An 18,465-nucleotide genomic window follows, 5' to 3' on the forward strand; every position below is an offset into this window, starting at 1 on the left:
TATAAATGAATGAAAGTGAGCAAAGGGAGGACATCATGAAAAATTTTTTACGCTTATTAACAATGGCTCTACTTGTTTTTACTTTAATTGGTTGTAACAGTGGAGATAATGATGGAGGAGACAACCAGTCGGGAGAAGCCTCATTAGAAGATATCTTTTCAAGCATTAAAGACCAGATTGCCGAGGATTTACAGGAGGCTGGTTTAGGGGAAGGTGTTTATGTAGATGGTCAACTGCAAATGTATATGGAGACTAACTTAACGGATGAAATGGCAACAGAGGACCCGCTTGTAGAAATGTTACTTGAAAATATGAACATCGATGCTTCTCAATTAGCGAATGGTTACGTGCTCCAAGCGGCAATGAATGTGAATTCGGATCAAATTATTTTATTAGAGGCAGCAGATGAAACAGAAGTTGCCGCTTTACAGGAAGGTTTAGAGCGAGAACTCGAAAATCAACATCGAATCTGGGAGTCTTATTTACCAGACCAATACGAAAAGGTGAAAAATAATATTATCAAAGTAGAAGGTTTGTTTATTCTTTATGTCACATATGATGATGCAGAAAAATTAGAAGCGATCTTCGAGGAACATTTATAAAAAAGGGGAGAAAAGGTGCATACTGCATGTGCCTTTTTCTGTTTTAAAGGGGATTGTTTTATTGTGCAGGAGACTGTACATACACGGGAATAGTATGGGGTGATCCAATGGTTTTTAGTAGCTTAACCTTTTTGTTTTATTTTCTTCCTATCGCATTGGCACTCTATTATTTGTGCCCACGAAAAGGGAAAAATGCCATTTTATTAGTCGTAAGCTTAATTTTTTACGCTTGGGGTGAACCGATTTATATTTTCTTAATGCTTTTTTCTGCTTTTGTTGATTACTGGCATGGGCTTTGGATTGAACGATACCGAGATAATAATAAGAAGAAGGCTAAGTTCGGACTAATTTCTTCTATTATGATTAATGTTCTGATTTTATCCTTTTTTAAATATGGGGACTTTTTAATCGAGACAGTCAACGGTCTATTTGGCATACAAATCGCCTTGCTTGAACTTCCTTTACCTATAGGTTTATCGTTTTATACTTTTCGGACGATGTCCTATACGATTGATGTCTATAGAGGTCGTGTTTCTGCTCAAAGAAACCCTCTCACTCTTGCATTATATGTTTGTTTATTTCCACAACTCATTGCAGGGCCGATTGTCCGTTATAAAATGATTGCTTTACAGTTGACTGAGAGAAAGTTTCAAGCAACTCAATTTTCGGAAGGAGTTCAATTGTTTATCATTGGGCTCGCCAAAAAGGTATTACTTGCTAACAATATTGGTTTACTTTGGAGTGAGGTGGCGGCACAGGACCCTTCAGAGCTATCGATTTTATTAGCATGGCTTGGGATCATCGCCTTCGCTTTTTAAATTTATTTTGATTTTAGTGGTTATTCCGATATGGCGATAGGTCTTGGGAAAATGTTTGGCTTTGATTTCCCGAAAAACTTTCATTACCCGTATGTTGCTAGGAGCATTTCTGAATTTTGGCGTAGATGGCATATGACACTTGGTGCCTGGTTTCGAGATTACGTCTACATCCCACTTGGAGGTAGTCAAAACGGAAAATGGAGGCTCTATCGTAATTTATTTATTGTCTGGGGTTTAACCGGAATTTGGCATGGAGCGAGTTGGAATTATGCTTTGTGGGGACTGTATTTTGGTGTATTTATTGCAATAGAAAAAGCAGGATGGTTAAAGATTTTAGAAAAAGCCCCAAAATCGTTGCAGCATTTTTACTTTATTTTTTTCATATTAATAGGGTGGGTGTTGTTCGTATTTGAGGACTTTTCACTTGGTTTTCTTTATTTACAGGCAATGTTTGGTTTATTAGGAAACTCCATTGTGAATCAAGCCTTTATATATGAGTTTTATCGTCACTTTGTTTTATTGGTCATTATGGTATTAGCGTCGCTCCCAACTTGGACCTTTATTTCAGAAAAAATGAGCCGTTTTAAAAGTCGTCAGTCGGTAAAGTGGTTAATTGAAGCGGCTTCGCTTTTTTATTTATTTTTTCTTTTGTTTTTATCAACGGCTTATTTAGTGAGTGAATCGTTTAATCCGTTCCTTTATTTCCGATTTTAAGGAGGTGGAAGATGGAAAGGGTTCGAATTGCTTTATTCGTATTGTTTATATCGGGTTTGTTACTTTGGAATCTTTTTAGTGAAAGTCGCCATTTTTCTGAATTAGAAAATCGTTATTTAGCACAAAAGCCGTCATTTTCCTATACTCGGTTAGTGGATGGTCAATTTACGAGTGAGATCGAAACATATGTAACGGATCAGTTTATTTGGAAGGATTTGTGGATGATCACACAGGCAAATGTAGAGTACTGGACAAATAAAAAAGAAAGCAAAGGAATTTATTTTGGGGCTAATCAGTATTTATTGGAAGCGTATGCTCATTCTTCTGAACAATTTCAAAAAAACCTTGAGTATTTGTCTTATTTCGCCCAAAAGGCAGAAGGGATACAATCGTATGTATTTCTAGCCCCTACTTCCATTGAAATGTATCCAGAGTTGTTGCCAAGCTTTGTTATCAATGATTCACAGGTAACGGCACAAAGGGATGTTGAAGCTTATTTGGAAGGAGAAATGAATGTCATTAATGGTTTTGAGGTCTTAGCGAAACATAAAGACGAATCGATTTATTTTCGTACCGATCATCATTGGACGATGAGAGGGGCCTTTTATGCTTATCAAAAAATTGCCGAGGAAATGAATTTGACACCACATGATATTCATGATTACAAAATAGAGGAAGTTTCTTCTCAATTTTATGGAACATATGATACAAAAGCTCCTCTCGGTTGGATTCAAGCAGATAAAATTGAAATTTTTCAATTAATCGATGGTCCACGCTATCAAATTCATTATCCTGACTCAGGTTTAATAGAACATTCCTTTTATGAATGGGATTACTTAAAAAAACGAGATCAGTATGGTCTTTTTCTAAATGGTCAGCATCGATATGTAAAAATAAAATCGGATGTAAATAATGGGAGAAAGCTCCTTTTAATAAAGGATTCGTATGCTCATGTTATCGCTCCATTGCTTGCAAGTCATTTTGAAGAAATTCATATGGTTGACTTACGCTATTATCGTGATAATATGTATGAGGTAGTAAAAGAGCAAAATATCACAGATGTCTTGTTTTTATATAATCATGCCAATTTCTCAATTGACACCAACTTGCTCTGGTTAAAACAGTAGTTGGGGCTTTTGTGATCAAAAAATTTGACCATTATCGAAATGTAGAAAAGTAAATCCTTTGAATTCTAAGTTTGAAAGGGCAAAAGATTGGCGAGCCTATAATTAGAATGAGGTCCATTTTGAGGTGGTATCGGAGGGTAATATCATGGTAAAACAGTCCATTTATGGGTTAACGATTGAACAGTTAACAGAGTGGTTACTAGAACGTGGACATAAGAAATTTAGAGCACAGCAAGTGTGGGATTGGCTCTACCGCAAACGTGTAACGGATTTTTCAGAAATGACAAATGTTAATAAAGATTGTTTAGCGCTATTGGAAGAAAATTTTGCGTTTGAAACGATGAACGTTCATCTGCAGCAAGAATCAAAAGATGGCACGATTAAGTTTTTATTAAAGCTTGCAGATGGCAATTTGATTGAAACGGTATTAATGAAGCATAAGTATGGATTATCGGTTTGTGTTACGACACAGGTCGGATGTAATATCGGTTGCAGCTTCTGTGCGAGTGGTTTGTTAAGAAAAAGCCGTGACCTAACAAGTGGCGAAATTGTGGAACAGATTATGAAAGTTCAACTACACTTGGATACACGTAATAATGATGAGCGTGTGAGTCATATCGTGGTCATGGGTATTGGTGAACCATTTGATAACTTTACAAACATGGTTGATTTCCTTGAAATTGTGAAGGATCAAAAAGGATTGGCAATTGGTGCTCGTCATATTACCGTTTCGACAAGTGGAATCGTACCAAAAATTTATGAATTTGCTGATTTGAAATTACAAGTAAACTTAGCGATTTCTTTACACGCTCCAAATAACGAGCTAAGAACGCAAATTATGAAAGTGAACAGAGCTTTCCCAATTGAGAAGTTAATGGATTCGGTCGATTATTATTTAGAAAAATCAAATCGTCGGATTACGTTTGAATATATTTTATTAAAAGGAGTTAACGATCAGAAAGAGCATGCTTTAGAGCTAGCTAATCTAATCGGAACTTCACGTCGAAAGTTAACTTATGTGAACTTAATTCCTTACAATCCGGTTGATGAGCACGGTCAATATCAACGTAGTGACAACGACGACATCCGCATTTTCTTTGATACATTAAAGAAAAAAGGCATCAACTGTGGAGTTCGTTTGGAGCACGGTACTGATATCGATGCAGCCTGTGGTCAGCTGCGCAGTAAGCAGATTAAAAAAGAAAAAGTAAAAGCTTAAATAGTTCAAATAGAAGTCGTCTCAAAGGTATTAGACCTTTTGAGACGGCTTTTTGGTGCTTAACAACACATGCATTGGGATGATGTATTTTGGATTTGGACGAAGTGACGGCACCAAAAATGAATAAGGCTACTGAAAAAGTGGATTTCATTCTTTTGTTGGATGAATCACCTGAAAAATTCCATCATGGAAAAAGTCTCATTCTCACCCATAAAGGGGAAGAAACTCAAACTATTAGGAGCTTCATTAAATGATCAGTTATGGCCTCTGCTGGAGTAAGCTAAATGCTCCAAACCTATTTCTAACTAACAGGACTTTTTCAGCGACTTAACACCGAACACATCCCGTCCCCAATAAACGTAGCATTTGAGTTCCTATGTTTCCTATATTACAATGAACTCGCTTAGTGAATTAAAGAAGGGGTGCTATTATGAATAAGAAAGTTGGTTTTATCGGCAGTGGCAATATGGCTAAGGCAATGATTGGTGGACTAGTTGAATCAAAAATCATTAATCCCGCTAATATATTTGCATCGAATCGGACCATTACAAAATTAGTAGAACTTCATGAAACATACGGTATACAAATCGCCGAGTCGAATGTTGAAGTGGCTAAAAAGTGTGACATTATCATTCTTTCAATCACTCCTGATCAATATGCATCAGTCATTGATGAAATAAAAGAGGATATTCAAGAGGAGCAGATTATTGTCCTAATTGCAGGCGGACAATCGATTGCTGCAAATGAAGAGCGATTTGAGCGGCAAGTCAAAATGGCAAAAGCAATGCCAAATACACCTGTGCTTGTTGGAGAAGGACTAACAGCACTGAGTTTTAATGCATTAATGACAGAGGAAGATAAGCAAGCTATCATTACTTTATGTGAAAGTTTTGGAAAGGCAGAAGTGATTAATGAAACGTTGATGGATACGGCGAGTGCAGTTGGCGGCTCATCGCCAGCCTTTATTTATATGTACATAGAAGCTTTGGCAGATGCCGCTGTTCTATATGGAATGCCAAGAGAAAAAGCTTATACAATCGCGGCCCAAGCTGTACTTGGATCAGCGAAGATGGTTTTAGAAACAGGCGAGCATCCAGCTAAACTTAAAGATGATGTTTGTTCACCAGGAGGCACGACGATTCAGTCGGTAGCGGCTCTTGAGGAGAGTGGATTCCGCTCAGCGGTCATGCAAGCGATTCATGCCAATATGGCTAAGCTTGGTGAGGGGAAATAACCGGTTATAAGAAATAAAAAACGGTCTTATTCTCAAAAAAAGAGCTAAGACCGTTTTGTTAAGTTCCCATTAAATTAATTCTTCTATGAACTCCATTAACTTCCGACTCATTTCCTCTGAAATCGTATAAATCGTGTGAGTATCTGTAATGTCCATTAAGGAGCTGAGTTGCCCAGGTTCTCCTACCCATAAATGGTACCCTTGTTTATCCCCATTTGTATAAAGAACTTCCACATCAAACTCTGATTTTGCCATATTGACGATGCCAGGCTCTTTAACCGCATTTGAAAAGATTTTTGCGAAAAGCTCAATCGTCTCGACATCGTTAAATTCAGCCAAAAAGTCTGAATTGACATGACCGAAGCCATTTGACGTAGAGAGACTAACTTTCACTATTTCATTAGCTGCTAATTTATTGTTTTCGTTTGATTGACAACCGAATAAAGGTCCAAATATAAAGGCCATTGATAGAACGAGTAACATCATTTTTTTCATATTATTTTTAGCCCCCAAGAGTTTTGCTTTTTATTTAAGTGAGACGTCGCAAATTCTCTTGAGGTTTCATAACTATTGTTTTCATTTTGACCTATTTTTAGTTACAGCAACTATCCTATTAGCGTATCGCTTCAAATGTAACGATAGAACTTGAGGTAGTCGCTTCTTTCTTAAAATGATAATCAGCTGAGTACGTAATGTTCGTAAAGCCTATTCTTTGTAAAAGCAATTCAAACTCTTTTACGCCATACCATCTCACAGCAAACCTTTGTAATTCGGAAGCTACTAAATTTCCTTTGAGCCACTTTTCATACTTTAAATATGTCACATGATATTGGTTAACCCAATCAATCTCTTTAGCACGCGACTCTAACAGTATCCCTTCATCATTAGAAATAGGGAAAGTTTTGACCTCATTTTCGAGCGGATTCCACCCATCTAACAAGAGCAAATCGATAATTAATCGTCCGCCCGGTTGTAAATGGTCGTAAAAACAACCCAAAGCGTTCACAGAATCCTGGTAATCTTCAATTAGACAGAAAGATCCTGAGGGAACGACAATCACCTCATAGTTATTGGGTAAAGCGAAGTCACTTAAATCACCTTTAAATAATGTAGGGGAAAGGTCTCTTTCCTCACACTGCTTCTGGCAGGAGCTCAGCATATCTGGAGAGTTATCGATGCCCTCGATTAAAAAACCTTGCTCAAGCATAGGAATATAAAATCGACCAGAACCGACAGCAGCTTCAAGAATCCGTCCTTTCGTTCCACTCAGTCTCTCAAAATAAAACTCAATGTCACCTGAGATCGAGTGTCCAACAGGCTTTGTTAAATTGTATAGCTCCGTACAAAGTGGACCATAATGACTAAACATTTTATTCCTCCAATCGATTATGGAAGAATCACAATATTATTTTGAATTCTCCCCTTTAGTTAATTCATTCGTGTGATAATAAGAGCAGACTGTCATATATAATCACTCACTTTCTATGTATGATAGTTAAATTATATCATTATTTACTGATTTTTCAATTAGTAATAACTCAACTTTCGCAGAGTATGATTGACTCTTAAACGTTGATAGGGATTGACTTTAGGGTGATACAATACTCAAATTGACTTTACATGGACGATTCAATCGTTGACAGTCTGAACACATCTCTTCGTAGCTGTTGAAGGAATCTGTTCACTAAAATTGGGCCCTCCGGCGGTCGCTCCCAAACAGACACTCCGCGTCCTGCAGGAACCTCATGAGCCTCCTCAGCGTTTCACGCTTGCGGGGTCTCATTGGACGGTTTATTCCTGCGGGAGTCTCCGTGTCTGTTTGTCCGCTAGATACTGGAATCGAATCTAGGTTCGGTTTTCTCATTGAATAAAAAAACAGTCATGACTTCAACGTACATTAGCTTGAGAATGATTTTTCTCTTTCCATGACTAAATCCGTTCCAGTTGTAAACAAATCAGTGTTGATGCTCTGTACGTTAGCTAGATGATCGAGCTTGTTTCGATTGGAATCCTGTCTTTTCATGACGGCAGACTTAGGAAAAAATAGGTGCAACTCCCTATTTAGTTCCATAACCAACAAAGTTAAGAGGAAGGTTCTTCTGCGTTAGAAATAGCTGATTGAGAATGGCCATATCATCAAGCATCTCCACGACACTTAGCGGACAAACCCATACGGAGACTCCCGCAGGAATAAACCGTGGAGCGAGACCCCACAGGTGTACCGAGGAGGCTCGCCAGGTTCCTGCAGGACGCGGAGTATGGTTTTGGTAGCGACCGCCGGAGGGCATATTTTTTTTTACTGCACAGTTTATCCGTTTTGTGTGATAGTACGTTCTCGCTTTTCAAACGTGTCAAGGGCATTTGTTTAAGAGTTTCCCTTTCGCTCTGTCAACTAGTTGAACGGATTTTCTCGATGCGAAAGTTGAGTAATAATTTTTACATGTTTAATCTACCCAATTAGTTGTTCTCTGCAATGTCGTTCGGATACTGTAATAAGAACATTTCCAATCATCGTACGACAAGAATTAGATTTCTTTTCCTTATTATTCGCCCACAGTGCCGTTTAAAAACAATAAAAAAACGCCATCTAGTCTCGTATATCCTAAACGACGTATTTCTATTATTTAATATTTCCTCTTCAAAAAATTAACGACCATCAACATGCCAAACGAAATCAAGAGGATGACGATGACCCACTGCCACGCTAAGGTCATATTACCGCTGTCCATCGCCATATAAATGGCGGTTGGAATCGTTTGTGTCCGTCCAGGGAGGTTTCCGGCAAACATGAGTGTTGCTCCAAACTCCCCGAGGGCTCTTGCAAAGCTTAAAATGCCTCCAGAAATGATTGCTTTAGAAGCGAGAGGCATTGTGATAAGACTAAAGACTTTTAGTTCACCAGCTCCATCAACACGGGCTGCATTTTCAATATCCTTATTGATCGTTTCAAAGCCAGCGAGTGTGGCTTGGTACATAAGTGGAAACGCCACAACTGTAGCTGCTATAACAGCCGCTGTCACGGTAAAAATGATCGGTTGTCCCGTAATAAATTGAACGATCTGTCCGATAAAGGAATGTCTACCAAAGATGACAATTAGTAAAAATCCGACGACTGATGGAGGTAATACGAGTGGCAATAAGAGTAGGGTATCGATGACCGATTTTCCTTTAAACGTGCGATTAGCCATAAACTTAGCCGCTGTAATTCCTAAAATTAACACAATAAGTAATGATAAAGAAGCAACACCTAGTGAAAGCTTGACTGGAGTCCAAAAATCAGTCATTTTATTGGACTAAGTTTGAAAATCCGTAGCTTTCGAGGATTTCGAGTGCTTTCTCTGATTGTAAATATTCATAAAAAATCAACGCTTCCTCTAGGTTTGCGCTGTTATTTAATACGCCTACAGGATAAATAATTGGTGCATGTGTGCCTTCCTCTGCCTTTTCCAAGATATTGACTTTATCTGAAATAAGAGCATCTGTATGATAAACAATCCCAGCTTCGACATTACCTGTTTCAACATATGTTAACACTTGTCTCACGTCCTTTGCATAGACAACCTTCTCTTCTATACTATTCCAAACGTCGATATTTTCAAGCATTTCCTTAGCGTATTGTCCAGCCGGAACCGATTCTGGTGTTCCAATTGAAATCGTATCGGCTGTTTCTAAGTCGGTAAAAGTCTGAATATCATTAGGGAATTCACTTGGAGTGACTAGAACAATCTCATTTCCTACTAAATCAATTCCATTTTCTTCATCAATTAAGCCTTCATCGACTAATTCATCGAATTTATCCTCTGCTGCTGAAAAGAAAAGGTCGGCAGGTGCCCCTTGTTGAATTTGTTGTTGTAACGTACCAGAGCTTCCGAAGTTAAATAAGAGATCAATGTGCGAATATTCTTCTTCAAAGATTTCTTGAACCTCATTTAAAGCATCATTTAAGCTTGCCGCAGCTGATATCGTTAGCTCGACAGTCGGTTTTTCTACTTCTTCAGTTGTATTTGAGCATGCAAATAAAACAAAAGAAAGTAATAAAAACAAGGGTATAGATAAAAACTTTTTCATAATGTCCTCCTAAAAATGAATTAGATTTATCACTAATTATATTTATTTATAACTTATTATAACTAGATATAATTATGAAAAGCTAGATATATTTTAATCAAATGTTTTCTCGTCCCCTATTTAAGATTACAATAGAATGAGGAGGGATAATGATGGAGCAAGAAATCTCATATACAGTTGAGGAAGTGGCCGGTTTATTAAAAGTTTCGAAACTAACGGTTTATGATTTAATTAAAAAAGGCAAATTACCCTCTTTTAAAGTTGGTAGACAAATGCGAATTCAATCAAAGGATTTGCAACTTTTTATAAATGGAAAGAAAGCACCAAGAAACATCGAAAGTATGCCTATAACTACGCAAGAGTATGCCCATCAAGGGAAATCAGCTAAGAGGAAGATTTTAATTAGTGGTCAAGATGTCGTATTGGATATACTCGGTAAGCAGTTGGAGACAAACGGAGATCTTACGGCCTTACGTTCAAATGAAGGTAGTTTAAATGGGTTAATGAATATGTATAAAAGGGATTGTGACATCGTCAGTCTCCATATGTTTGATGGGGATAGCGGCGAGTATAATCTTCCATATGTGCGCAAGGTCTTAATCGGTCATTCGTATATCATTTTGAACCTTTTATCGCGAAAAGCTGGGTTAATGGTACAAAAGGGAAATCCTTTTTCGGTCAAAGGTTGGCTTGATTTAAAGAATCAGAAGTTACGTTTTATCAATCGCGAAATTGGCTCAGGTGCGAGAATTTTATTGGAAGAACAGCTAAGGTTAAATGATATCTCGCCAAGTCTAGTCAATGGTTATCAACAAGTCGAATCGAGTCACTTAGGAGTAGCTTCAGCAATTGCGGCAGGGAGGGCAGATGTTGGGGTTGGTATCGAAAAAGTCGCAAAAATGGTTGATTTAGATTTTATTCCACTCATTATAGAGAGATACGATTTAGTTTTATTAAAAACACCTGAAAATAAAGAACTGATTAGTCGTGTAAAGGCGATAATGAAAAAACAGAGCTTTAAAGATGAAATTACATCATTAGGAAATTATGATACCGCACAGACCGGAATGATTTTATATGAAACAAATGATTAAGGGCTAACGATGCGTAGCCTTTTTCATTTATATATAGTAGGAACGAGAGAGGAAACATAAAATGAGCATTAATGAAGTCATCATCAGTATTTTAGCCATTTTTCTTGTTTTAGGGGCTGTTGATTACTGTATTGGCAATCGACTTGGCTTAGGGGGAAAATTCAAGGAAGGTATTATGGCAATGGGGCCACTTGCCCTCGTTATCGTAGGTATTGTTTCATTAGCTCCTGTTATAGCGGGTATTTTGATTCCGATCATAAGCCCGCTCTATTTAATAGTTGGAGCCGATCCAGCCACTTTTGCGAATACGATCTTGGCTCTAGATATGGGTGGATATGCGTTGGCGGAAGAGATGGCCCAATCAGAAGAGGCCGCGCTGTTTGCTTGGGTAATGCTCGGTACGATGTTTGGTCCAACTGTTGCTTTTACGATTCCAGTTGCTCTAGGTTTAATCGAAAAAAACGATCACCCTTATTTTGCAAAAGGTATTTTAATTGGCCTTTGTACGATTCCAATCGGCTGTTTGGTCGGTGGACTTGTGGCCGGTTTTGACATGGAACTTATCTTACGGAATTTAATTATTCCTATTTTGTTTTCGGTCATTATTATGAGTGGGCTCATCTTTTTTATGAAACAAATGATTAAGCTATTCCAAATATTTGGAACGTTCATTACATGTTTCGCCATTTTTGGTCTTGTTGCGATTGCGATTGAAACATTAACCGGCTTTATTTTGATTCCAGGGTTAGCACCATTAGCTGACGGTGTTCAAACAGTGGGATTAATCGCCATCGTTTTAGCGGGTGCCTTTCCTTTTGTTGCGGTCATGACAAAGGTTTTATCAAGACCGTTAAATAAAGCGGGTTCGCTGGTGAAATTAAACGAACAGTCGACAGCAGGGGTGATTGCCTCTCTTGCCCACATTATTCCGATGTTTGCATTGCTTAAAGATATGAATGAGCGTGGCAAAGTGGTCAATATTGCCTTTGCTGTAAGTGGTGCTTTTGTTTTTGGTGGACATCTAGGGTTTGTAGCCGGTATGAATCAAGAAATGGTTTCTGCAATGATTATTGGAAAGTTAACCGCAGGGGTAAGTGCGATAGTCGTTTCTCTTCTTTTTACCAAATCAGAAAAGAGCCTTTGAATGTTAGGATTCAAGGCTTTTTTGTTCGTTGTCTATTTTGACTATATGGAGGAATATTGACTGACACATTGTTCAAGTTCTTTCATCGCCTTAGCTACGTCACTTGGATTGATTTCACCGATTAAATGAATCGATTCATCAGCTTGAGTGGAAGCCGTTGCGGTGATTTGAGTTGCTTCTTCAAGTCGTTCTTCTTGGATGTTTAGTTCTTTTAAAGAGATGGGCAAGGATAAACTTTTATAAAAAGGCAATAATTTAATGATTTCAACGAACCGTTTTTCTAATACAAGTTGGACGAGAATGCCATAGGCTACTTTATCACCATGTAGGACTGATGCGGTTTCGGTTACTTTGGTTAAGCCGTTATGAATCGAATGAGCCGCAGCAATACGACCGTACTGATCGGCGTAGCTCCCAACCATTCCTCCTGCTAAAATAATCGTCTCAGCGACACGAATAAAAGCATCTGATAACTGGTTATTTTCTTGTGCCAAAAGAGCGGCTGCACCGTCCAGTATGAGTTGTTCTTTACAAAGTTTTGCAGCATGATGAGCAATTTGAATGGGAATCGTTTTTTCGGAAAGAGGTCGAATTAAAACGTCTGCCTCATACCATTTGGCTAGTGTATCGCCAATGCCAGCTCTTAAATAGTCCTTTGGTGAATTCAAAATAATGGCTGGCTCAACTAAAACCATATAGGTTGATTTTGGAAAAACTTTATATTCAACAAAATTTCCAGACTGATCATAAAAAACACTTAAGGGTGTCCAAGCTGCACAGTTGGATGCGAGTGTGGGTATTAAAATGACGTCTGTATTCGTAGTATGTCCGGCCGCTTTGGCTAAGTCACAACAAGTCCCACCACCGACCGCAATGATTAAATCGATTTTTTCTTCAGAGATCACTGCAGAAATACGTTTTGTTTCCTCGTGTGTACATTTTTTACGATGGGAAAGGTGAGTAACAGAAATAGGCCACAAAGGGAGAAAGGATTTAGCGGCGTTCCATGATTTTTCCCCATGCAAGATAAGAGCTTTTGTTGCACCATGTTTCTTTATTTTTTCTGGTAAGCTATGTAATACACCTTGATGACATTGATAAAAGTTAGGGGCACCCTGTACTTGGATTGTCTCCATTTTGAACTCCTTTTGCTATAAATGGGCATCTTATTTTTATATTCGGATAATTATGACACCTATCGATGGAATCGTCAATTTCCAAACAAGCTCTTTTTTAAGAAAGTTTTTGGATTCACTCATTAACGCTTTACCGAAATAATAAAATTTGATTGACAAATGATTTTATTCCGATTATTCTATTATTTAAATCAAATAGATTTTATCAAGAGTGACTGAAGGAACAGGCCTAGTGAAGTCACAGCAACCTTCCAAGTGGAGTGGTGCTACCTCCTGCAGAATGGGTGCATTCTGGAAGATAAAGATTTAGTGTTAAATCAGCCTCTTTCTGAATGGAAGTGGTTTTTTGTATTGGTAAGGTTTTGTTATGTATGGGAGAGGTTGAAGATGATTAAAGTTGAGAATTTAAATAAAGTTTTTAAAACAAAAACAAAAGAAGTTATCGGATTGAAGGAAGTTTCGCTTGATATAAAAAAAGGAGAAATTTTTGGAATCGTTGGTTATAGTGGTGCTGGGAAAAGTACATTGATTCGCTGCTTAAATATATTAGAACGTCCTACATCTGGACATATATATATTGATAATGTGGATTTGTTAAGTCTTTCAAGCAAGGAATTAAGAGAAGCGAGACAATCGATTGGGATGATCTTTCAAGGGTTTTATCTAGTGGCTTCGAAGACTGTTTTTGATAATGTCGCTTTTGCGTTAAAGGCTGCTGGAGTGAAAAGTGTGCATAAAAGAAAGGAACGTGTCACGGAACTATTAGACCTTGTGGGATTAGCTGATAAAGCGAATGAATATCCGGCTCAGTTAAGTGGGGGACAGCGCCAACGTGTCAGTATTGCCAGGGCACTTGCCAACAATCCAAAAGTCTTATTATGTGATGAAGCGACATCTGCCCTCGACCCGACAACAACAAAGTCAATTTTAGCTTTATTAAAACGAATTAACCGTGAGTTTGGCATTACTATCGTGTTAATTACACATGAGATGGAAGTCGTTAAAGAAATTTGCCATCGCTGTGCCGTCATGCAGGACGGAGAAATTGTGGAAGAAGGTCAAACATATGACGTTTTTGCTGAACCTCAAAATGAGTTAACGAAAAAATTTATTCAAACGGTCCTTGATTTCGAATTGCCACAAAAGCTTCTTTCTGAATGTGAAGGTACGATTTTACGCTTGCAGTTCCGTGGAGGGATTGCCAGTGATGCTGTCGTATCGGACATGCTTCAAGCGTTCTCTGTTCGAGGCAATATTTTACACGGAAAGGTCGAATACATCGGTGAAGCACCGCTCGGAATTTTTATTTTCGAACTAGTAGGGGAAGAAGAGGAAGTCAAAAAAGCGATTGCTTATTTAGAAGAGCACGTTTTTGTGGAGGTGATTCAAGATGCTAGACGTTAATCGAATCATTGAATTATTACCAGAGATTAATCAAGCCTTTCTTGAAACGATGATTATGGTTGGTATTTCACTTTCAGTCGGTTTAATTGTTGGATTGCCTTTTGGAATTTTATTATACGTAACCGATAAAGGTCTCTTTTTAGAAAATCGTTTTGTGAAGGTGGCTTCGGGAATTATCATTAACCTCGTTCGTTCGGTACCGTTTTTAATTTTAATCGTATTCTTAATGCCTGTGACTGGAATGATTGTTGGAACGACGATTGGACCACTTGCTGCGTCTGTTTCCCTATCTGTTGCCGCGATTCCTTTTTACGCTCGGATTGTGGAGGCGTCTGTACGTGAGATTGATAAAGGAGTCATTGAAGCGGCTGTTGCGGTAGGTGCTTCACCATGGTTGATTATTAAAGAAATTATTTTGCCAGAAGCCAAACCAGGTTTGATTAGTGGATTAACGATTACGGCGATTAGTTTGATTGGATACTCAGCCATGGCGGGAACCGTTGGCGGTGGGGGAATTGGTGACTTTGCGATTCGATATGGCTATTTCCGTTATGAAGATACAATCATGTTTGCGACCGTTATTATTTTAATTGTTTTAGTTCAAGCAATTCAATACTTTGGGGATTTTATCGCAAAATCAGTAGACAAGCGTTAAATATAAAAAATAGAGTGGAGAAGGGGAAGAAAATGATGTTAAAAAATTATTTAAAATCAGCATTGATTATAGGGAGTATGGCTTTTTTAGTGGCTTGTGGAAGCTCTGAAGCAACTACAGGAGATACAGAAAGTGGAGACAGTGAAAAAACAAAAATCATGTTTGGGGCAACAACAGGTCCATATAGTGACATGGTAAATGAAGCGATTAAACCATTATTAGAGGAAAAAGGATATGAAGTTGAAAATCGTGAGTTTACGGATTATGTCCAACCCAATAATGCTCTTGCTAATGGCGACTTAGATGCGAATTTATTTCAACATACGGTGTATTTAGAGTCATTTGCAGAAGAAAATAATTTAGAGTTAACTAATTTAATTGCTGTACCAACTGCACCAATGGGTCTATATTCAAATAAATTCGACTCACTTGAAGACATTGAAGATGGAAGCACGATTGCGATTGCCAACGATCCAACGAACTTAGCTCGTACATTAGGTGTCTTAGCGGATGCAGGATTGATTGAAGTGAATGGCGATGTCGACCCATTACGTGTATCGGTTAAAGATATTACAGCGAATCCAAAAAATCTCAAGTTACCAGAAGTTGAAGCTGGTCAATTAGCCCGCCTAGTTGAAAATGAAGATGCAGCAGCTGTACCTGGAAACTTTGCCTTAGCAGCGGATTTTGATTTAACAGCAGCATTAATCCTAGAAGATATGCCTGAGCAATTCCGGAATGTCGTTGCGGTTAACACATCGGATGCGGATGCTCAATTTGTTCAAGATATTAAAGAAGTGATTGAATCTGAAGAGTTTGAAACAATTATTGATGAGAAATTTAAAGGTTTTGGTAAGCCTGGTTGGATGGGAAAATAGGATAAGAGGGCTTAAAGTTAAACAGATAGATAGTCTATAAATAATGGAACGTCTCAAAGAAGGCATTGGTCTTTGAGGCGTTTTTTTGATTTCATGGTTAAGGAGGAGAATTAGGGTGGAAAATTCAGAAGCAATGGAGCAGAGCACCGGTGTAGGTTCAGACTTTAACTGAAAAGATTGAGTCAAGCTGAGAGAATGTCTCGTTAGGTCAACTTTATTTGCGGAAATAAAAAAACAGCCACGTTAGCATGGCTGTTTTATGGTTAATTTGATTTTTTACGATTTTTAACCGCTAAGAAAATTAAGAGGGCAATAATCCCGACAATAATAATCGTTCCGATGTTAAACCCAACTCCGTAAAAGTAAACATATCCGATTGCACCGGCAAATGCTAAATAATAAGCAAGTGGAATTAACAATCTTCTAATTAACAATCCTTCTTTACCGACAATACCGGCAGTTGCTGAAGCCGATACAACGTTGTGAACACAGATTAAGTTACCTGCTGCACCACCGACTGCTTGTAAGGCAACAATAAAGGCAGGGTTTAAACCGATGTTATCTGCTGTACTAAATTGGAATAGAGAGAACATCATATTTGAAACCGTATTACTCCCCGCTACGAATGCACCTAACGCTCCTACAACAGGGGCAAATAATGGCCACATGCCACCTGCTAAATTGGAAACATATTCAGCCAGAACAATCGGCATACTGGCTAATTCAGTTCCTGCTCCTGAATTAATGAATACTTGTACCATAGGAACAGCAAACAATAGTGCAGGCGCTGCTTTAGCAATCATCCCACTCGATTCTTTAAAAGCTCGGCCGTAAGAATTTTTGTTCATACTATATAGAATGTAGGCAAATAATGAGGTGACCACCATAATAAATCCTGGTAAGAATAATGGTGTACTCGCAAATGATATTTCTGAATCGAATACATTTGTAAAGGAAATTTCTAATGTTTTTAACCAATTCCCAAATGGTAAGACATTAATGCGGGTTACCACTAGGATAATAGCCATGACAATATATGGGAGCCATGCTTTAAAGCCACTTACAGTTGGGGCTGTCAATGGTTCAGCTTTTAACGAACCCGTCCATTCTGGATCCCACTCAGATTCTTTCTTGAAATTCCAAGTTGATTTAGGCATTAAAAATCCTTTTTTCGCTAATGGAATGACAATAGCAAGACCGATTAATCCACCTAAAAGAGACGGAAACTCAGGTCCAAGTAAATTGGCTACAAGCATTGATGGGATCGTAAAGGAGATACCAGCAAATAGTGTAAATGGGAGGACCTCAAATCCAGCTCTCAAATTACGTTTTTCTCCAAAAAAGAAAGTTAACATTGTCACCATAAAGAGTGGAATTAATATTCCGATAATTCCGTGGATAATGGCGACTTGACCACCAATCATACGAGCATATTCGTCCATCGTCATACCTAATGAAGCGACTTCTGCTGCAACATTTTCAGCACCTGCTAAACCACTTTGGACACCAGATAAGATTGGTGTTCCAACCGCACCATAAGAGACAGGAGTCGATTGTAAAATAAGTGCAACCATTACAGCAGCAAGAGCAGGGAACCCGATGGCCACAAGTAATGGAGCAACGATTGCTGCAGGTGCACCCCAGCCAGCAGCTCCTTCTAAAAATGAACCGAATAACCAGCAAATAATAACCGCTTGAATCCGGCGGTCAGGTGAAATATCAATAAACCCTTGACGAATCGTATTAATCGCACCGCTTTGCTTAAGTGTGTTTAATAATAATACAGAACCAAAAACGATAAATAAGACTTCGATCGCTGTTGATAGCCCTTTCATACTGGCAGCTGCAATCACATTGAATGGTGTTTCCCAAACAAAGAATGCAATGATGCCGGTTACAACAAACGCTATAGGCATAGCATGTTTAGCGGGCCAACGTAAAATAACTAAAAAGAAAAAGACAGTAATTATTGGAATTACAGCAAGTAATGCTAATAAACCAGAACCCATATGTAAATAATCCCCTTTCACTCATCCGACTGATCATCATGTGATCGGATGATCAGTTATACAACACGTTTTTTATTATAGCTTCTACTAAACTGTATTTCAATCAATTATTTAATCGCTTTCATATATTTATATGGTAATAATTAGGTGAAGCTTTGCGGGAAGCTGTTTTTTAGGCGGTGAGATTGTATCTGGAGGGAGGTGGGGAGTGAATAAAGGTTAATTGGTAATGAACCTAGCAAGATTGAGAAATGAGGGTGCGAATAAGGGTGGATTGGTAATGAAACTAGTTTGATTTTAAAATTAGAGTACGAATAGCTGAGGATAGGTAATGAAACTAGTCAGATTTCAAAAATAGGGTGC

The 18,465-nt window shown here is 38.2% G+C and carries 15 protein-coding genes, 1 pseudogene and 1 riboswitch; of the genes and pseudogenes, 10 read left to right on the plus strand and 6 right to left on the minus strand.

What is annotated here, in order from left to right; genetic code table 11:
- Nucleotides 1-35: 35 nt before the first annotated feature.
- The 5 genes and pseudogenes from AA0017_RS20360 to proC all read left to right on the plus strand — a co-directional run bounded on the left by AA0017_RS20360 (nt 36) and on the right by proC (nt 5,714).
- Nucleotides 36-602 (plus strand): DUF4358 domain-containing protein, encoded by a 567-nt coding sequence (locus AA0017_RS20360; protein WP_413377452.1) that lies wholly within the window; start codon nt 36-38, stop codon nt 600-602.
- Between the two features lie 107 nt (nt 603-709).
- Nucleotides 710-2,134, plus strand: a pseudogene (locus tag AA0017_RS20365) (MBOAT family O-acyltransferase).
- A gap of 11 nt (nt 2,135-2,145) precedes the next feature.
- Complete coding sequence (locus tag AA0017_RS20370; protein ID WP_413377454.1) at nt 2,146-3,261, plus strand: DHHW family protein; 1,116 nt, start codon at nt 2,146-2,148, stop codon at nt 3,259-3,261.
- A 145-nt stretch (nt 3,262-3,406) separates the two neighbouring features.
- Nucleotides 3,407-4,480: a 23S rRNA (adenine(2503)-C(2))-methyltransferase RlmN gene (rlmN, locus tag AA0017_RS20375; protein ID WP_413377456.1), complete on the plus strand. Its 1,074-nt coding sequence runs from the start codon at nt 3,407-3,409 to the stop codon at nt 4,478-4,480.
- A 430-nt stretch (nt 4,481-4,910) separates the two neighbouring features.
- Nucleotides 4,911-5,714 carry a pyrroline-5-carboxylate reductase gene (gene proC, locus AA0017_RS20380; protein WP_413377457.1) on the plus strand — a complete coding sequence of 268 codons (804 nt, stop codon included), beginning with the start codon at nt 4,911-4,913 and terminating at the stop codon, nt 5,712-5,714.
- 69 nt (nt 5,715-5,783) lie between these two features.
- On the opposite strand, the gene AA0017_RS20385 is transcribed toward proC, so the two are convergent.
- From AA0017_RS20385 to modA, 4 genes are all read right to left on the minus strand, one after another.
- Entirely contained in the window at nt 5,784-6,209 is a 426-nt protein-coding gene (locus tag AA0017_RS20385) for a hypothetical protein (protein WP_413377459.1), read from the minus strand.
- Between the two features lie 118 nt (nt 6,210-6,327).
- Complete coding sequence (locus AA0017_RS20390; RefSeq protein ID WP_413377461.1) at nt 6,328-7,083, minus strand: class I SAM-dependent methyltransferase; 756 nt, start codon at nt 7,081-7,083, stop codon at nt 6,328-6,330.
- 1,255 nt (nt 7,084-8,338) lie between these two features.
- Nucleotides 8,339-8,998: a molybdate ABC transporter permease subunit gene (gene modB / locus AA0017_RS20395; protein ID WP_413377463.1), complete on the minus strand. Its 660-nt coding sequence runs from the start codon at nt 8,996-8,998 to the stop codon at nt 8,339-8,341.
- Nucleotide 8,999: 1 nt separating this feature from the next.
- Nucleotides 9,000-9,782 (minus strand): molybdate ABC transporter substrate-binding protein, encoded by a 783-nt coding sequence (gene modA / locus AA0017_RS20400; protein ID WP_413377465.1) that lies wholly within the window; start codon nt 9,780-9,782, stop codon nt 9,000-9,002.
- Nucleotides 9,783-9,934: 152 nt separating this feature from the next.
- Here modA and AA0017_RS20405 point away from each other — a divergent pair, with 152 nt between their 5' ends.
- Together AA0017_RS20405 and eutH are read left to right on the plus strand one after the other, a co-directional pair.
- On the plus strand, nt 9,935-10,876 hold the full coding sequence (locus AA0017_RS20405) for a substrate-binding domain-containing protein (RefSeq protein WP_413377467.1): 942 nt from the start codon (nt 9,935-9,937) through the stop codon (nt 10,874-10,876).
- Between the two features lie 61 nt (nt 10,877-10,937).
- Nucleotides 10,938-12,020: an ethanolamine utilization protein EutH gene (eutH, locus tag AA0017_RS20410; protein WP_413377469.1), complete on the plus strand. Its 1,083-nt coding sequence runs from the start codon at nt 10,938-10,940 to the stop codon at nt 12,018-12,020.
- Between the two features lie 41 nt (nt 12,021-12,061).
- On the opposite strand, the gene AA0017_RS20415 is transcribed toward eutH, so the two are convergent.
- Entirely contained in the window at nt 12,062-13,156 is a 1,095-nt protein-coding gene (locus AA0017_RS20415) for an iron-containing alcohol dehydrogenase family protein (RefSeq protein WP_413377470.1), read from the minus strand.
- 199 nt (nt 13,157-13,355) lie between these two features.
- Nucleotides 13,356-13,461: riboswitch (SAM riboswitch) on the plus strand.
- A gap of 82 nt (nt 13,462-13,543) precedes the next feature.
- Here AA0017_RS20415 and AA0017_RS20420 point away from each other — a divergent pair.
- The 3 genes from AA0017_RS20420 to AA0017_RS20430 are packed head-to-tail and all read left to right on the plus strand — an operon-like array spanning nt 13,544 to nt 16,093.
- A complete protein-coding gene (locus tag AA0017_RS20420; RefSeq protein WP_413377472.1) occupies nt 13,544-14,560 on the plus strand; it encodes a methionine ABC transporter ATP-binding protein in 1,017 nt (338 codons plus the stop codon).
- Nucleotides 14,547-15,215, plus strand: a complete 669-nt coding sequence (locus AA0017_RS20425) for a methionine ABC transporter permease (protein WP_413377474.1) — start codon at nt 14,547-14,549, stop codon at nt 15,213-15,215. Before AA0017_RS20420 ends, AA0017_RS20425 begins: the two co-directional genes overlap by 14 nt.
- A 35-nt stretch (nt 15,216-15,250) precedes the next feature.
- Entirely contained in the window at nt 15,251-16,093 is an 843-nt protein-coding gene (locus AA0017_RS20430) for a MetQ/NlpA family ABC transporter substrate-binding protein (RefSeq protein WP_413377476.1), read from the plus strand.
- A gap of 263 nt (nt 16,094-16,356) precedes the next feature.
- Here the strand turns inward: AA0017_RS20430 and AA0017_RS20435 are convergent, their stop codons facing one another.
- Nucleotides 16,357-18,102, minus strand: coding sequence for an L-lactate permease (locus tag AA0017_RS20435; RefSeq protein ID WP_413377478.1), 1,746 nt, complete (start codon nt 18,100-18,102; stop codon nt 16,357-16,359).
- Nucleotides 18,103-18,465: the final 363 nt, after the last annotated feature.

Source organism: Alkalihalobacillus phoenicis, assembly GCF_047302405.1.
Classification (GTDB): Bacteria; Bacillota; Bacilli; order Bacillales; family Bacillaceae_D; genus Alkalihalobacillus.

Bases quoted from the DNA above. Each gene is read 5' to 3' on its own strand.
- AA0017_RS20360 (WP_413377452.1), top strand. From the start codon at position 36: ATGAAAAATTTTTTACGCTTATTAACAATGGCTCTACTTGTTTTTACT.
- AA0017_RS20370 (WP_413377454.1), top strand. From the start codon at position 2,146: ATGGAAAGGGTTCGAATTGCTTTATTCGTATTGTTTATATCGGGTTTG.
- rlmN (WP_413377456.1), top strand. From the start codon at position 3,407: ATGGTAAAACAGTCCATTTATGGGTTAACGATTGAACAGTTAACAGAG.
- proC (WP_413377457.1), top strand. From the start codon at position 4,911: ATGAATAAGAAAGTTGGTTTTATCGGCAGTGGCAATATGGCTAAGGCA.
- AA0017_RS20385 (WP_413377459.1), bottom strand. From the start codon at position 6,209: ATGAAAAAAATGATGTTACTCGTTCTATCAATGGCCTTTATATTTGGA.
- AA0017_RS20390 (WP_413377461.1), bottom strand. From the start codon at position 7,083: ATGTTTAGTCATTATGGTCCACTTTGTACGGAGCTATACAATTTAACA.
- modB (WP_413377463.1), bottom strand. From the start codon at position 8,998: ATGACTGATTTTTGGACTCCAGTCAAGCTTTCACTAGGTGTTGCTTCT.
- modA (WP_413377465.1), bottom strand. From the start codon at position 9,782: ATGAAAAAGTTTTTATCTATACCCTTGTTTTTATTACTTTCTTTTGTT.
- AA0017_RS20405 (WP_413377467.1), top strand. From the start codon at position 9,935: ATGGAGCAAGAAATCTCATATACAGTTGAGGAAGTGGCCGGTTTATTA.
- eutH (WP_413377469.1), top strand. From the start codon at position 10,938: ATGAGCATTAATGAAGTCATCATCAGTATTTTAGCCATTTTTCTTGTT.
- AA0017_RS20415 (WP_413377470.1), bottom strand. From the start codon at position 13,156: ATGGAGACAATCCAAGTACAGGGTGCCCCTAACTTTTATCAATGTCAT.
- AA0017_RS20420 (WP_413377472.1), top strand. From the start codon at position 13,544: ATGATTAAAGTTGAGAATTTAAATAAAGTTTTTAAAACAAAAACAAAA.
- AA0017_RS20425 (WP_413377474.1), top strand. From the start codon at position 14,547: ATGCTAGACGTTAATCGAATCATTGAATTATTACCAGAGATTAATCAA.
- AA0017_RS20430 (WP_413377476.1), top strand. From the start codon at position 15,251: ATGTTAAAAAATTATTTAAAATCAGCATTGATTATAGGGAGTATGGCT.
- AA0017_RS20435 (WP_413377478.1), bottom strand. From the start codon at position 18,102: ATGGGTTCTGGTTTATTAGCATTACTTGCTGTAATTCCAATAATTACT.